Source organism: Acidobacteriota bacterium, assembly GCA_018268895.1.
In the GTDB taxonomy this organism is placed as follows: Bacteria; Acidobacteriota; Terriglobia; order Terriglobales; family Acidobacteriaceae; genus Edaphobacter.
Map to the genome: position 1 here is coordinate 1,627,021 of JAFDVP010000001.1, position 15,860 is coordinate 1,642,880.

Annotated in this window: 13 protein-coding genes; 10 read left to right on the forward strand and 3 right to left on the reverse strand. The window is 53.1% G+C overall.

Features of this window, described 5'->3' with window-relative positions:
• Nucleotides 1–18: 18 nt before the first annotated feature.
• The 4 genes from JSS95_06930 to JSS95_06945 all read left to right on the forward strand — a co-directional run bounded on the left by JSS95_06930 (nucleotide 19) and on the right by JSS95_06945 (nucleotide 7,542).
• On the forward strand, nucleotides 19–1,266 hold the full coding sequence (locus JSS95_06930; GenBank protein ID MBS1799545.1) for a YdcF family protein: 1,248 nt from the start codon (nucleotides 19–21) through the stop codon (nucleotides 1,264–1,266).
• Between the two features lie 72 nt (nucleotides 1,267–1,338).
• A complete protein-coding gene (locus JSS95_06935) occupies nucleotides 1,339–2,838 on the forward strand; it encodes a sialate O-acetylesterase (GenBank protein MBS1799546.1) in 1,500 nt (499 codons plus the stop codon).
• Nucleotides 2,839–4,028: 1,190 nt separating this feature from the next.
• Complete coding sequence (locus tag JSS95_06940) at nucleotides 4,029–4,337, forward strand: tyrosine-type recombinase/integrase (GenBank protein ID MBS1799547.1); 309 nt, start codon at nucleotides 4,029–4,031, stop codon at nucleotides 4,335–4,337.
• A gap of 445 nt (nucleotides 4,338–4,782) precedes the next feature.
• The gene (locus JSS95_06945) at nucleotides 4,783–7,542 is read left to right on the forward strand and encodes a S1 RNA-binding domain-containing protein (protein ID MBS1799548.1); all 2,760 of its coding nucleotides are present in this window, start codon (nucleotides 4,783–4,785) and stop codon (nucleotides 7,540–7,542) included.
• A 69-nt stretch (nucleotides 7,543–7,611) separates the two neighbouring features.
• Here JSS95_06945 and JSS95_06950 read toward each other — a convergent pair whose 3' ends face one another.
• The 3 genes from JSS95_06950 to JSS95_06960 form a co-directional block, all read right to left on the reverse strand.
• On the reverse strand, nucleotides 7,612–8,079 hold the full coding sequence (locus JSS95_06950; protein ID MBS1799549.1) for a hypothetical protein: 468 nt from the start codon (nucleotides 8,077–8,079) through the stop codon (nucleotides 7,612–7,614).
• A 24-nt stretch (nucleotides 8,080–8,103) separates the two neighbouring features.
• A complete protein-coding gene (locus JSS95_06955; protein MBS1799550.1) occupies nucleotides 8,104–8,331 on the reverse strand; it encodes a hypothetical protein in 228 nt (75 codons plus the stop codon).
• 953 nt (nucleotides 8,332–9,284) lie between these two features.
• The gene (locus JSS95_06960; GenBank protein MBS1799551.1) at nucleotides 9,285–9,968 is read right to left on the reverse strand and encodes a recombinase family protein; all 684 of its coding nucleotides are present in this window, start codon (nucleotides 9,966–9,968) and stop codon (nucleotides 9,285–9,287) included.
• 499 nt (nucleotides 9,969–10,467) lie between these two features.
• Between JSS95_06960 and JSS95_06965 the strand changes: the two genes are divergently transcribed.
• From JSS95_06965 to JSS95_06990, 6 genes are all read left to right on the forward strand, one after another.
• The gene (locus JSS95_06965; GenBank protein ID MBS1799552.1) at nucleotides 10,468–10,761 is read left to right on the forward strand and encodes a hypothetical protein; all 294 of its coding nucleotides are present in this window, start codon (nucleotides 10,468–10,470) and stop codon (nucleotides 10,759–10,761) included.
• Complete coding sequence (locus tag JSS95_06970) at nucleotides 10,758–11,273, forward strand: hypothetical protein (protein MBS1799553.1); 516 nt, start codon at nucleotides 10,758–10,760, stop codon at nucleotides 11,271–11,273. The genes JSS95_06965 and JSS95_06970 overlap by 4 nt, the downstream gene beginning before the upstream one ends.
• A gap of 470 nt (nucleotides 11,274–11,743) precedes the next feature.
• The gene (locus tag JSS95_06975) at nucleotides 11,744–12,802 is read left to right on the forward strand and encodes an AAA family ATPase (protein ID MBS1799554.1); all 1,059 of its coding nucleotides are present in this window, start codon (nucleotides 11,744–11,746) and stop codon (nucleotides 12,800–12,802) included.
• Nucleotides 12,803–13,075: 273 nt separating this feature from the next.
• Nucleotides 13,076–13,258 (forward strand): hypothetical protein, encoded by a 183-nt coding sequence (locus JSS95_06980; protein MBS1799555.1) that lies wholly within the window; start codon nucleotides 13,076–13,078, stop codon nucleotides 13,256–13,258.
• Between the two features lie 53 nt (nucleotides 13,259–13,311).
• Complete coding sequence (locus JSS95_06985; GenBank protein MBS1799556.1) at nucleotides 13,312–13,974, forward strand: hypothetical protein; 663 nt, start codon at nucleotides 13,312–13,314, stop codon at nucleotides 13,972–13,974.
• A 693-nt stretch (nucleotides 13,975–14,667) separates the two neighbouring features.
• A complete protein-coding gene (locus JSS95_06990) occupies nucleotides 14,668–15,711 on the forward strand; it encodes a hypothetical protein (protein ID MBS1799557.1) in 1,044 nt (347 codons plus the stop codon).
• Nucleotides 15,712–15,860: the final 149 nt, after the last annotated feature.

Here is a 15,860-nt window from a genome sequence, read left to right on the forward strand (position 1 = left end):
AGAGAAGAAAAATACTCGATGCGTCAAATTTGTCTCGCAGTCCTGGGAATGCTGGCCTTTACGGCCAGCATTCCTATGCAGGGAGCAACGGCTCCTGTAAGGCAGCCATTGCAGTTTCATGATGCTCTTGTCGAGAAGAACTTTTATGTTCTGGCTAAGTTCAAGTCGGAGTCGGCGGTCTCTGCGGCGCTAGAGGCACAGCCGAGCTTGAAGGCGATTGCACTGGGACGGGAACGGTTTATCGAACGGTCTCTCAAGTCGTGCCGAAAGAATGTAACTTGCCTGGTCAACTCGGTTGGCTGGACGGATGAAGAGATTCATGATGTTTCGCGCGCTCTTCGCCAGGCGTATTCCACCAGCAGTGCGCTGCAGAAGCTGGCGAAAGAGGTAATTCCGGCGAGCGGTCTGCGCATACTGGACCAATCGCTTGCGCCGGAAGATCTGCTCGTCAATGCGTGGGAGGACTCTGCGCGTGGGCTCAATAATATTTTGAATGTCTACGGAGCAGGCACTGCGCCGCGCTTCCCGAAGATCGATAGCATCTCCATCGATCCGAATTCCGCAGAGATTAAGGACCGCATTCTGAATGTTGTGAAGCAGACGGCGAGTGATTCGAAGCTGTTCTTCGAGCCGACGCTGGATGTGGCTGTCGAGCTGCTGAAGATGAACCGTCGCGATGAGGCGGCACGATTTGAGCCTCTTCAGGAAGAGAACAGGGCTGCGCTGCGTCACATCCCAAGCATTGATTGGCGCAGCTACGAATACACCTCCATCCTCGTTCCCGGTTGGGGGCCTGAAGAGGCGGGTGTGCCACTGTCGCCTGAGGGACTAGCCGTTACCAAGATGGCTGCTGAGCGGTACCATGCGGGTAAGGCGCCTTTGATTATTGTTTCGGGAGGCTACGTGCACCCGTCACAGACGCCCTACTGCGAAGCGATTGAGATGAAGAAGGCTTTGATTGAGCAGTTTCATGTTCCGGCAGAGGCGATTCTGATTGAACCGCACGCTCGTCATACGACGACGAACCTGCGCAATGCCGCCCGGCTCATCTATCGTTACGGTATTCCGATGAGCCAAAAGGCGCTGGTGACTACTGGCAATTCACAGTTGGAGGTGATCGTCTCGCAAACGTTTGTGGAGCGATGCCAGCGTGAGCTTGGCTATGTTCCTTACACGGCGATGAAGAAGCTCTCGGACACGGATGCAGAATATCTCTACAGCATCGAGTCGCTGCATGCGGACGCAATCGATCCGCTTGATCCGTAGACCGCAATCTGCAACTCTATGGGTCTATTGCATGAATCACTTTATCGCTATTGAGATGATCGGAGAATAGTCATGTGCGCACTGAAATATCTTTCCAGGGGCAGCGTTATCGCTGCCTCTTTTTTAGCAACTGCTCTACCTGCACACGCTGAGGTTCAGCTTCCGCATGTGTTGTCTGACCATGCTGTATTGCAGCGCGGAGAGCCGATTCGCATCTGGGGATGGGCGGATAAAGAGGAGAAGGTCACGGTTAGTTTTCACGGCCAATCCATTCAGGCCCAGCCGGATCTTCGCGGAGTGTGGGTGGCATGGTTGCAGTCGGAACAGGCGGGAGGACCGTACACGCTAACCGTTACTGGCACGAAAACTGCGCAGCCGGTCGTGAGGACGGACATTCTGGTTGGCGATGTTTGGGTAGCTTCGGGGCAATCCAACATGGAAATGCCGCTCAAGGGCTTTGCGGCAGATATGCCGATCAAGGACAGCGAAAAAGAGATCGCTGCAGCGAATCAGCCACAGCTTCGTCTTTTGCGAGAAGACCAGCACGCCTCCTTTGTCGTTTCGGGCGACATTCCTGAGCAGTGGACCCTATGTACTCCGGATACCGCAGCCGAGTTCTCCGCTCTTGGATATTTCTTCGGGCGCGAGATCTCGAAAGCAGAGCATGTTCCGGTGGGTATCATCGAGGCCGCCGTGGGTGGAACAGCTGTGCAATCGTGGATCAGTCTAACTGGCAGCACCTATTCAAGCCTTCCGAATGTAATGTCGTATGCTGCCAAGGTCGCCGTGAGAAGCGGTCCCGTCGATATGGCACCAGAGCCTAACAGAAATCACGCGCTGCACGCGGACTTTACTCCGTCAACGCTTTATAACGGAATGATTGCTCCGCTCACGATGTACACCGTCAAAGGTGTTCTTTGGTATCAAGGTGAGGCGGATGCTGCTGACATGCTGGCCCCTACCTATCAGCAGCGACTGGAAGCGCTGATTCGTGACTGGCGGTCACAGTGGCAGCAACCCAATCTTCCATTTTTGTATGTCCAGCTCTCGAGCGTAGGAAACCGCAACTACTGGGGTGTTATTCGCAACGCGCAGAGAGAAGCACTTGAACTGAGAAATACTGCCATGGCGGTTTCTCTGGACATAGGCAGGATAGACGACAATGCGCATCCGGCGGACAAGCAGACGGTGGCGGCGCGCCTTAGTAAGGCCGCCTTAGGAATGGTTTACGGCGAGAAGGTGGAATATACATCGCCACTTTTCGAAACCACGACCACAGAAGGGGACAGCATTCGGGCTTGGTTTTCACACGCCGATCATCTTCACTCCACGGATGGATCCGTGAAGGGTTTTGAGATTGCGGGTGCAGACCATAAGTTTGTCGCTGCAACGACAACGATTGAGCAGGTTGGTCAACGAACAACCATTGTTGCGCGTGCACCTGGGGTAGCTTCTCCGAAATATATTCGGTATGGATGGAAATCCTATGTGGATTCGTATCTGTATAACTCCAGCTCGTTGCCGATGAGCACGTTTACTTCAGAGACTGAACCCTCGGTTACCTCGCGGTAAACAAACATGGAAATCATGTGAAGCCTCCCGCTCGGGAGGCTTTCGCATGAAAACTCTTAAGTTGTTTGATCAACGGAAAACCGCCCAGCCAGGAAGAGCTGACTAGACGGTCCGCCTTTGTGGGAAAGACTCTTCAGGTGCCTCCTGCTGTTAGCGATATAGAAGAGGCCGTCAAGGTGCTGAATGGGTTTTGAAACTCGCGCTGTTCCTGCTGGCTCAGAGGCAGAAATCATAATCTGAGAGCGAAGCCGCCATGACATTCCAAATGTTTTATCCGGCAAAAGAAAGGAAAGTGGAGGAGGGTACCCGATGCCTCCATTATGGAGGCTGGAAATAGAAAGCCTTGGGGCATGAGAGGATCACAAGGTGTTCGAAGAACATCCGCAAGCGGCGCCGGCAAAGATGGCTTCAGAAGGGTCACGGTCAGCGCGGCCTGTGGCGCTGACCTCTCTTGCCTTTGTCGTGTGTCTCCGCTGCCTTCGACGCTTTGCCTCTGGTGTCGTCAGTATGCGGAAGCGATCGACGTCTCGAAACGAATCGTGGAGTCACTGATGAATGGAACGGCTTTTCGGAAGGCTGGACTTCAATCGGCTTCAGTACCCGAATCCCAAGGGCGTGCTGGAAGCTGCTGAATCCTAATACCTGTGCAGGACTCGTACCAAGCAACGGACCTGATGTTTGGGTCTATCGTTGGCGTCAATCAGGAATACGCAAGAAGCGGATTCTTGGAACGGTCAAAGAACTGACAAAGACACAGGCACAAAAGAAGGCAGTGCCCTGCGTGGAAGTCTCGCAGGTCACCCCAGAACCAACCAAACTTACCATTTCCGAACTTGTGCAGCACTACAAGGAACGCGAACCTGGTGAGGGCTCTGGCAAAGCCGCAAAACCACGCAAAGGCTTATCTGTATATCTTCACCAACTACATTCTTCCCAACTGGGGCAGTCTCCTACTCGGCCAGGTGAAGGCAATCGCTGTGGAAGATTGGCTGAAGTCTCTCCCACTAGCCAACGGATCGAAAGCCAAAGTCAGAGAAGTGTTCAGTGCAGCATTCCGACACGGTATGCGTCATGAATGCACCCTACCAATCTCATTGCCAATGTACGGCAAGCAAGGAGACAGGCCGTAGAGCCTGAGATTCTTGAACCTTCTGAGATAGCTGCCATCCTCAACAGAACCCGGCCACTGGGTGTTCGCTTCCGAGTTTCACTTCGGTAAGCAACCACTATGGCCCGGTACCCTCTGGCGTCGTAACGTTGGTCCTGCCATCAAAGCGGCAGAGATCGATAAGCCAAAGCTAGGGTGGCACACGTTGCGAAGAAGTTACGCTTCCCTGCTTCTCTCAAGCGGAGCAAGTCTGAGAGTCAGCATGGAGTTGATGCGTCACTCCACACCGGATATGACGCTGGCAACATACGCACAAACAGTTGGAGATGAAAAGCGAGAGGCAGGAGAGAAGGTGGCCTCTCTCGTACTGAAAGAGGAGAATGCAGCGTAATGGACCCAGATTGGGCCCACGCTGTTTTTTTCCTTCTTATTGGACCCAAATTTTACTTTTATGTAGTTGATTTATTTGGTGGAGCTGATCAGGATCGAACTGACGACCTCCTCGTTGCGAAAATGCTTAGTCATGTATTTTCAATAACTTAAATAAGCACATGCGGGCACAAAATAGCGGAAAACAGCCCATGTAAATCCTTATCGTGTCCACGTTGTGCCCAGATTGATTGTGCCCACGTTTTGCTTTTTATCCACTTACTCCAACACGCTGAACCATGCCCATAACCCGGCGTGAACGGCATCGGCGTGTTGTTCGCCTTCTAGTCTCAGAGCTTCTCCGGCTTGCATCCTTCGCACGCTTCCTTCCATCCCATCGGCTGTCCATCCTCGTGCAGGAATTAGACTTCTGACATACCGGAAATTGTTTGAAACTGAGGCTATCGATGACGTTTGAGCTACCTGATTTCTTCACTCTCGTCAATGAGAGTGATGTCGAGCAAAAGCTGGTGTACCCATTATTGGTCGCCGATCCCCCCTTTGGGTTCGGCATTCCGGCGAATGAAATCCTTACGAAGCTGAACATCAAACGCTTGACGATAGGCAAGGGAAGCGACAAGAAATCGTACTTCCCGGATTACCTATTGCTCATTGGAGGCATTCCGCTAGCCGTCATTGAGGCTAAGGCCCCCGGCGAGGATGTCGATAACGCCTTCCGTGAGGCACGATTGTATGCGGCTGAGGTGAATGCGATCTTCCGATCCGGCGCCAATCCGTTGATGAAGGTTCTCGCCACGAACGGCGAAAGATGGCTCGCGGGTTCTTGGGATCATGACAAGCCAGCCATAGACATGAGCTTTGCTGAGCTATCGCCGTCTTCGGTGAAGATGGGTCAGTTGCACGAGTTGCTTGACAATACCTCTCTGTCACGCGATTACGCAAAGGTCAGTGCTGCGGTAAAGCCAAGCCACATGTACAAGCCGCGAAGGATGATCGGTGGCCTGGCGATACAAGAGGAAGAGATTGGGCACAATACCTTCGGCGCTACGATCTCCGCAGAGTTCGCGAACATCTTCAACCCTGCCTCTATCGAGGACCGCATACGTATAGCGAAGGAGGGATACATAGCATCACGACGCCGTCAACGTTATGTGGACCCGATTGACAAGGTGATTCGAGCTTCGAGGCCGCCATCGGAGCAAGCCTCGAAGCCGTTTGAAGATACGTCGGACCCCAGAGAACTATTGAAGGAGTTCAAAGAGGACAAACGCAAACAACTGGAGCATCAGGTGCTTTTGATTGTGGGCGGTGTTGGCGTCGGCAAGACCACCTTCATCGATCATTTGCAATACTCTGCTCTGCCTAAAGAAGTGATCGATTCGACCGTTTGGATCAGGGTGAACATGAACAACGCGCCCATCAGCGCCGATGAAATCTACAACTGGTTTCGCTTGCAGATCGTGCTCGGCTGTCGTGATGCCTATCCGAAAATTGACTTCGACGAACTAGACACGATCAAAGCTCTTTTCTCAGTAGAGGTTCACAAGTTTGAAAAGGGCGTCGGCGCACTGCATAAGCATGATCAGAACCTCTATAACCTGAAGCTAGCGGACCGGCTCACAGAGCTTTTAGACGACCTGCACCAACAAGCGGTCGCATACACCCGGTATTGTGCAACCGAACGCGCGAAGTTACCGGTGATCGTAGTCGACAATTGTGACAAACGCACATTGGACCATCAGCTCCTCATGTTCGAAGTAGCCCAGTGGACTCAGCGCGAGTTCCGAGCACTCGTAATCCTGCCGTTGCGCGAAGAGACCTACGACAACTATCGCGACAAGCCACCTTTAGACACTGCGCTGAAAGACCTTGTTTTTAGGATCGAGCCGCCATCGTTTCAGCACGTCTTGATTTCGCGTGTCCAGATGGCGCTGAACGATTTGAAGAAGAGAGGTTCGACCACGTTTCACTACGACCTGCCCAATGGCTTTCGTGTTGAATATCCCCAGAGCGATAAAGCGTACTATCTGACGACCATTGTTCAAGCGATCTTTGAACACGATCATCATCTGCGACGACTCATACTTGGACTCTCAGGGCGCAACATTCGTAGAGCGTTGGAGATGTTTTTAGAAATCTGCACGAGCGGGCACATCACTGAAGACGTGATCTTCCGTATCAGACAGGCGGAAGGAAAGCTCGCTCTGCCCTTACGCTTCGTAGAGCGTGTGCTTCTCAGGATGAACAGACGCTTCTATGACAGCGACAAGTCGTACATCAAGAATCTACTTGCCGCAGACGCCAAGGACGCAAACCCTAGCCACTTCACGCGGCTCTTGATTCTTCGATGGCTCTTCAGTCGGTTCAATCAGCAGGACGCGGCAGGTCTCAAAGGCTACTTCTCCGTAAAGAGTCTTATCGATGAACTCGCGTTGTTTGGGATAGAGCCCTCGATACTGCGTCGTGAGGTAGGGTATCTGACGAGGGCGCATTGCATCACGACTGAAGATTTCAATGATGAAGTAACGTCTGACGAAGTGCTAATACGCCTAGCGCCCGCAGGCTTCGTTCATCTTGATCTCATGTCGAGCGTGACGTACCTCGCCTCGGTCGCTGAAGACACGTACTTTTACGACGAGCAGTCAGCGCAGAAGGTCGCCGACAATATCCGAAACTTGCAGACACACTACGACTCCGACATCGCAGTTTCCAACGCTAGGGCTGTGACGGACTTTCTGCAAGGCGAGAGGGCAAAGGCTTTGACTGCTGTCGGCGCAGTGGTCGACTCTACAAGCTATGAGAAGCTATCTGATCTATCCATGTCCATCAACGGCATAAATGGACTAGAACGCGCCCTTACCACGCGCCCGTGGACTGCTGCGGCTGTGCGCTATAAGCCTAAGGGTCAATTCGTCGGCAGAGTAGTAAACGCGAAAAACTTCGGTGTTTTTGTGGAGTTGGAGCCAGGTATATCAGGCCTGATACCTGCACAGCGTTTACCACTAGGGTTTATCAGGATGGAGCAATTCATCCCGAATGAACGTCTAATAGTGGAGATTCAAAGCCTCAATCCTATAAAAAGGCGAATTGATTTGAGCTACGTTGGAGAGGTTCCTGAAGAGCAGACAGTCGATGATGACCAGATGGACCTCGCTTTGCCAATTGACGAGTCCGACGCGTTGTCGTCAGATGACGGCGGCGAATAGCATTGCATCCGCCGTCATCTGTCGGTTGCGCTCGATCTTTTGTGCAGGCCATGCGTATCGTGTACTGGTTTAGTCCAGCTTTATCTTGAGCTTGCTCGCCCAGGAGCGGTCCTCATCAGAGATAGCCATAGTCTCAGCGACCGCAGCAGATATTCGTTTTTCTTGTTCCGCTTCCCACCTCGCCTCATACTCCCGCGCTCGCTTCTCGCTTCGCTTATCTGCATCTCGCTCACGCTTCTCTCGCAGAGGGCGAATCTGCTCTAGTTTTTCCTCATGCGTAAGGTCGAAGCGAGCAGCAACACTTCCCTCTTTTATGGTTAGCCGCTCAACTTCATACAGCGATGAATTGCACCCGCCGAACAACTCACTAGCAGCTTGCATTGCTTCGTCTAACAGAGGTCGCAGTTCGCTCCGTCCATATCTCTCGACCATCTCTTTAGAATCGCTGGGAGCAGACTCCCCGATGGGCATGGACTGAATAAAATACACCACCGCATAATCTCCCCACTCCATTCTCTTCTGCTGACTCCTTCCCATACTTCCCTCCTTGTGAAATCCGTTTTATAGATATTGCTTCAACTTCTTGAGCATTTCGCGGGCGTTTTTTTTCCCCTCTACGCTCTTTACCTCGTTTAGCTGCTCTCGCCAGTGCTCGTAAGCATCAGCGACCGCATCAAACTGCCCCAGATACGCTATGACCTTCTGGCGTACCTTACCCTCCTCCCTGAAGTTCTCAACGAGGTAGTGATAGACAGTTCCCTTGATTAGCTTCTTTCTGATGAACGTCATCTTTGGTTAGGCACTACACGAAAACATTAGCACAGGTTAGGCACTACACGGCAAATAATTCCGGGTCCTCTTTCTGTCCGCATTACGATAGAAATGCGTACATCATTGAAAACACTTGATTTATGGACGCCGACATGCTAATCTAGCTTTCAGTCGGGCAAGTATCAGCCTTTCCCTTGGAACCCCATCCTGCCCGACTCTTGAATGTTGCCCGAAGTAGAGGGGCGTATTCCGACGTACACAGTACGCCGACTAATTGCCGCATATATGCGGAGGGTGGAGTTCCAAACATATGACAATCGATTTGCATGGATATTACCCAGCGGACATCGTGGACTCAGATGTCCTCTCTAACATCATCCAGCAAGCTAGCTTGGGAAATGGGACAGTACGGACTCTGTCTGATTCATGGGCATGGACGGAACAGAGGGCTGTCTCCCGGCTTCGTCAACACCAATACCGGATACTTCGGCCTGGAAATACGCAGGGCACTTCGGCACGATAAGGAACTGCGTAAATGGATGATGCCTACAACCCTAGATTGCTCCGACATGGGCTTGACCTGCATACGTCTCAAGCCCAACCACGCACCTTCAAGACAAGACTTTACCCAAGAACTTCGGGAAGTCCTCTCAAACGCGATTGTGACTGTTGGAGATTCATACGTGCAACATGAGGGGGCTAGATTCCATGAGCGATAAGGTTCTGACAACTCAAGCCATCGATGAACTCAAAGCTATGTCTCCCGAAGAGCTGCTTGCCTTTATACAGTCACTAAAGGGCAGCCAGGCCGTATCCCTCCCTTCTCTGCTTCATCACGCAACGAATGACACAGTGTTTCATAATTACTCATTACCCAAGCTAAACAGGCGAATACCACACACATACGTCAGATTGAGCAATAAAAAGCCCCCGCCGAAGCAGGGGCAGATGAAAGTGAGATGCAGGGGTGGTCAGCGTCGCTTCGCTGTTGCTAGCTCTCCACCAGCGTCAAGGATGTTCTTTACTCCTGCGTGTGAGACAGTGAAGCCGTCATCAGCAAGCGCAGCAGAGATCGCCCGTAGAGACTCACCCTTTATGTGTAATGCCTTCATGCGTCGGATAGCAGCTTGTTGGGCGTCATCCTTCACTAGCTCTCCATCATCACCAAGCGCCCAGCCGAAGGGTACTGTCCCACCCAGGTAGCGGTTGCGTTTCTTCTGGTCTGCCTTCACATCGCGGATGCGTTCACGGATACGGTCACGCTCGGCCTCAGCAACAGCACTCAAGATTGTGAAGACGAGCTTGCTGATGCCGTTACCGGTCACATCACCACCCAAGTCGATCATGTGAAGTGAGACACCGGCATCCTTCAGCTTCGCGAGTACATCCAGCGCGTCCAGTGCCGACCGGAACATGCGGTCCAATTTCGGCGTGATAACCACGTCGCCGGGCTTCAGAATGCTGAGCAGCTTTGCTCCCTGGGGACGCGCTTGCATGAGCGTAGAGCCTGAGACACCACGTTCTACGAACATCTTGTCCACCTGCATTCCTTGCATCATGGCATAGCCTTCCAAACGGCGTTGCTGCGCCCCTAAGCTCTCTCCCTCTTCAGCCATCCGTACCGTCGAAACTCTGGTGTACCCATAGACCGCCATCGCACAGTCCCTCCGTAAAGCTGTAAACCTGCATTGATAGTAGGGTGCCTTTTGGGAGTTGTCAAGCTGCTTTAGCAGGTTTACGAAAAATAGATAGGGACTGTCGAATTTATTCCCGGTAAGCTGGCTGCCTCACGTCTTCTGAGCATCGTTTCGCCAGTGCGGGGGATGGTCATTACCGAGCGCTGAGACGGTGCGTCCTCGATTCGACGGGTCCCCTTCTAGGAGTCCCTAAGGAATCTCTTGTCTGGCACGTGGGCCGGGAGCGCCCCGTAACCCACTGGTCCACAACGCCGCACAGCGTGGCCTGATCGAATCGAACCCAACCGTGTCAAAGGGGACCCAGGAGTCCCGTCTGAGTCCCAGGCTATACACGCTGCAATGGTGCCAGAAGACACTCTCGGTCCCGATACGTGCCGGTTATGTGTACATAGCTAGGGCCACAAATATATGGGTTTTCGAGCCGTCTCGACCTCTAAGTAATGGGAGGTAAATAAGAATGCCAGCAAGACTAAACCGAAGACGATACCGCGAGATCGTATCCGCACTGAAGGAGATCATCTCCGATAAGAAAACACCGCAGCAAAGACGGCTACGCGCCACTGAAACGTTGTTGGGGGTCTACGACCGCCACGACCGTCAGGAAGAGCGTAAGGCACAGCGACGGGCCACAGAGACAACGGACGCACCGACACCGACCAACACGCCGTCGGAGGCCCACGAGACTGCCGAAGAAGCCGCAGCGAGGTTCTTGGCAAGCATGAAGCAGAAGGGACCAACGCCAGCCAAATGAGTAATGAACAGATCGAAGGACTGAGAGCGATCATCGCCAATACCAGCCTTACGGAGAAAGAACGTAGCAATGCTGCGGCGCACGCTGTACAACTTCAACTATCCGCAGTGGAGGCCCAGGGCGTTGCAGACGATGACGATGAGGTTGCAGAGCTAATGAGTCCTAAGGATGGCCTTTTTGGCACATGCTGGCCTTTCTACGTCGAGAGAATCACGGGCCGCCGAGCAGATCGCTTCACATTGCACGAGGCCAAAAAGATCGTGCTCCGTAGGAAGCTACTAAGAGTGCTGCTTACAATCGTCGTGGATGAATCCAACGAGGAGCTTGAGCGACTGGCCGCCTGCCAAGAGGTATTTGATACGCATTTGGACCCGCGCCATGCCTTCAAGATCAACGCCCACAACGCTCCACGATTACTGGCAGCGGTTCTACCGGCAACGGCGCTGAAGTGGATGGACAAGGGTAAGGTGCCAGTCGAGCGCCCACCGAAGACTCTGGCGGATGTCTGGTAACGAACTGTAGAGAGTTCGCTCATTCCTCGCAGAGAGGGCCTTGACACGCATGGGATACTGTAAGTGTAGAGAAACTTCTCTGCCGGTACAGTGACAGCCCACCTTCTTGGTGGGCATTTTGTTTCACACAGTTTCCCGCACGTTGGACTTGTCCCGCGAGTAAACGGATAGGTGTAACTCTGCTACGCCCGCCCTCCCCCTCAAGCATTAGGGAAACGGGAAACAGGGAAATAGAAATCCTCTAAGAGAAAGAATATAGGGTTTTTTCTTTATATCTTTCCCTGTTTCCCTGTTTCCCATTGCTTGTGGGGGATGTGTCTTTGGGAAATATGCCCTTGAGGCAGAAAAACACTAAATGTGTGAATCATCCCCGTGTCAAAGCACACGGGCGGGAAACGAGCGTACCCGCTACGCCGTTATCCACGGTGTACGACCAGTAGTACCTAGTAGCAAACCCCAACAGGAGAATAATGTCAGATCACACCCCCGACGCTGCGTCGCCAGCGCCCTTCCAGCTTCAAATCATTTCCCCTTTCAGTACGTTTCAAGATGATGGTTCCGCCGCTCCGACAGAGTTCATCGTTGATGGACTCCTCACCGCAGGCGGGCTGTCAGTCATCGGTGCCAAGCCCAAGGTTGGGAAGTCATCGTTGTCGCGGCACCTTGCAGTATGTGTCGCATCCGGCACGCCGTTTCTAGGGCGGGACACCACGCAGGGCGAAGTGATGCTCATTTCGTTAGAGGACCCAAGATCGCACGTCGATAACTGCCTGGGCGCTCTCGGCTATAACCCTCGTGAGCACTCGTCCATTCATATCGTCGAGCGTGTTTCACATGATCGGCAGGAAACGGTTCAGGCTATTCGCGCTGAATTGATAAAGAGGCCCGATGTGAAGCTCGTCATCGTGGACCACCTCGCTCCGTTCCTGAACATCGTTGATCTAAGCGAGTACATGCCTACGCTTCGAGGTATCACCCTTCTCCGCGATCTCGCCAGAGACTTTCCGAAGGTTCATATCCTTTGCTTGGCGCACGCAAAGAAGGTGCGATGCGATGATCCCTTCGACACGATTCTAGGCTCAACCGCGTTGAGGGGTGCGCCCGACACTAACATCGTGTTGATGAACGAGCGAGGCCATCGTGTGATCGTCAGTGAGACAAGGGTAGGGCGTGCCATTCCCGCCACGATTCTGGATACGCGAATGGTGGTTAGCGCCGGTAGCGATGTAGCTCAGGGCTATTCATTAGGCGCTGGCTTCGATCAATGGAACACAGATCGCAATGACCGAGCCGAAAAGAAGCAAGCCAACGTCTACACACGTCGAGTAGTCGATTACCTCGTCGACTGTGACAAGAGGACAGCATCCCATCGTGATGTCGTGAAGCATGTGACAGGGAAAACGGAACGCATCGTTGAGGCAATCAATTCTCTCGAAGCTGAGGAGATCGTTACTGCTTCAGGGACACCTCGGCAACTTCGGCTCAATCTTGACGAAGATGCGCTGAAGCTATTTCGGCTTGGGAAGTAGAAAGATGACAAATCACATAACCAATATGGTCGATGAGCTGAACTCAGCATGGAGTCTGCTGTTCCCCGCCGTGCCCCCACCTCAACCGCATCAATGGGCGCTCTGGGTAACACTCCACGGACAGACCATCGTTCGACAGAGCATTGCGAAGGTAGCACTGAGATACAGGCGATCAAATGATCTTCAGACTCCCGAAAGCCTCTACAAATTTACCTCGGCTTTGATGGGGAAACTGAGTCGAGAGAACAAGAACCCCAACAGAAAGGACACGAAATGAACAATGAAACACCATCACCAAACCAAGCTGTAGCGATGATCGAAGCCGCAGATGCAGCAACCCCAAGCCATTTCCGCGACCTCGCGGAGGAGATGCTTCGTACTGGCGAAATCACTCCAAATAGCACCTTCGCTGATGCCAATGGTGCTCTTGAGAAGCGGTATCCGCAGCAGCAGTAATGGCTTCAAGGGGCGGGTCCAACGCTCCCTTTCACAATTCAAATTACGGAGTCATGGCAGACAATTTCAACACAGCGGAATCTTCTTCCGCATCAGACCGTCAACCGGCGGTCGAGCAATTATTCATTCGTAATTACGACTTCATACAGGAACTCGCTCAGAGCGATCCACGGATAAATTCTGATGAAGTTGAGCAAATCACATCCGGTATCGCGAAACACCTCTCCGATTACACAGGCCATCTCACCGATACCGCTTTCCGAGCATGGACAACCGAGATCATCCTGCCCATCGTTGGTTTCTACGCAATCAAGCATGTAGCCCGTCCCTTTGTGCTTGATGCCATCTGGAAAGGCTTAGGCCATTCAGCAGAGCCTTCAAAGTACGACGATTATCCAGAAACGGTTCGCGAGCTGGAGCAGGAAGTTTGGCTCTGGGTGTTCCTCAACGTGGAGAAGCTACAGAAGCGCGGCACTGCAAAGATCACGACAAGGCTATATAGACGAGCGGCGATCATGACGAAGAATTGGATGAAGCGCCAGAAGACGCGCCGATTCGCCGTGATACGTCGTGTGTACGATCTTCCAAAGAAGTCACAATTCCTTGCCGAGCGAAAGGCTGCCGAACTCGACCGTGAGAGCGAGCAGGCGAAACGTGAGGAAGACGAGAGAAAAGAAATTATCGAAGAGATGAAAAAACTTGAGCTGATGGCCTGATTCGGCCTCTAAATAAGCGTCATAAAAATTGCTGCCGATGGGACACAAGAGCGGGCACACCCGCCGTCCCTGGTGTGGCCTGATAATCCGTCCCTCAACGTTTCAGGACAAATCACCGCGTAACCTATACGCCCAAGCGTTAGCGGACGGGCAGCACCAAAAACTCCATAGATTGCATTCCCAAGAATCTGACCGCACGACGGCCGCAGCGGTGCGTCGATGATGTTCCCTGGGCTGTCGCTGTACCAAATTCAAAAGAGGAGTAGTGAATAGTTCAACAATCGCGCCGGTAAACGCAGACCGGCAAACATTCAGCAGCGCAGCAGAGCGCTGGCAAGAGCAACGAAGGTTGGTTGGCCTTGTTGTCGCTGCGTACCGGGCAGTGAAGGACTTGCCTATCATCTCCGCACTAAACCCCGATCCCGATTCCCGAAGCAATACGAACCGCTGGAGTCCTGACTCAGCCCATTATGCGGTCGATGTAGAGAATACGGTTCGACGAATAATCGAGTCAAAGCCAGAACCGGAGCGCCCAGCTCTCGTGAGGGCATGGGAAGCACTGCTTTCCGATGATGCTCAGATTGGCGCTAATGAGCAGAAGTTGATTCGCCTGCTAGCAGGACCGTTCTTCACAAAGGCTCTTCACCCCGGCATCTACTTCAGGGTGAACCGTTATCCGAAGCGGAGAACACGATGACCGGCACACGTGTAATGCCCGGTCTTGAGAACTTGACCGGAAGAACGATTGGAACTCTGCGGGTTGGAGAGATGGTCGAACGTCATCCCCAACCACGGTACACAGTGGCCTGTTCTCTGTGCGCCGCACAGAGCACGGAATCACAGAGCAGGCTCACCAGCGGTGCAGCGCGTTGCCGCAATGGTGGTTGCGGTAGACCTCAACGGCCAAGCAGACGTGAACTGCTCACCGAGCAGCGCCGACAGACCGCCGAGCGTGATGCACAGCGACTAGCTGAAGATCGTGAAGCGAGTGAGCGGCGTATGGCCGCCGAATGCGAAGCGGACGGCTGGGAACGCCCAACAAAGTACGCTCCGACTCCAACGACCCATCAAGTCATGACCGCTCGTGAACGTCTTGAGCTGAAAGCGCGCCGAGAGGCCGAAGAGCTGGAACGAATCGAAGCTGACCGCTCACACCTGGAAGCGGAACGCAAGGCCGCCGAAGCAAAGGCCGCAGCCGAGCGACGCGAGCACGAGAGAAACGAAAAGCAGCGTGCTTACTGGTCGGAATGGGTACAGAATGATCGTGACCCAAAGTTATTTGTCAGTGATGCAATGCGTACCGCGTCGATGTCCCCGAAAGAGGCGGATGCCTTCAATGAGGTAGAAGTCAAGAAGTTCATTGCCGACACCCATGAGTATCAGGAGTACAAGACTCCTGGGAACGCTGAACGCATCCTCGACTATCTCAGTCGCAATGGCGTTCGCATCGTAGACTCGGAGACACTTCACGCGGCGTTCGTTAGATTGCGAGATTTGGGCATCCTGGAGAAGAAGCCTACTCCCCAGCCCGTTGAACAGCCTCGCCGAGTCAATCTGAACGTAACACGGTCGAAACCACAACCATCAGGGCCGAAGGTTTACATTGGCCGAGACTATGCGACTGGGCTGGATCGCGAGCTAACCCAAAGGGAGGTGGACCGCATGTCCAGTACAGAGTATGCTCGTGCCTTCCCAGTGGCGAAGACTATTTTCGAGTGGTTGAAGAAAGACTCCTAAGCCACCGATAAACAGCTCCGCTCGCGTCCCCCTCTATACGCGAGCGCCGTCTAACGTACTCACTACGTATGGCGGCAATCGACCCCGCGTCTGTTCTCCACTCACCGTTCGGCGCGGGGTCGAAGATTCACTCGGACATAAACATACAG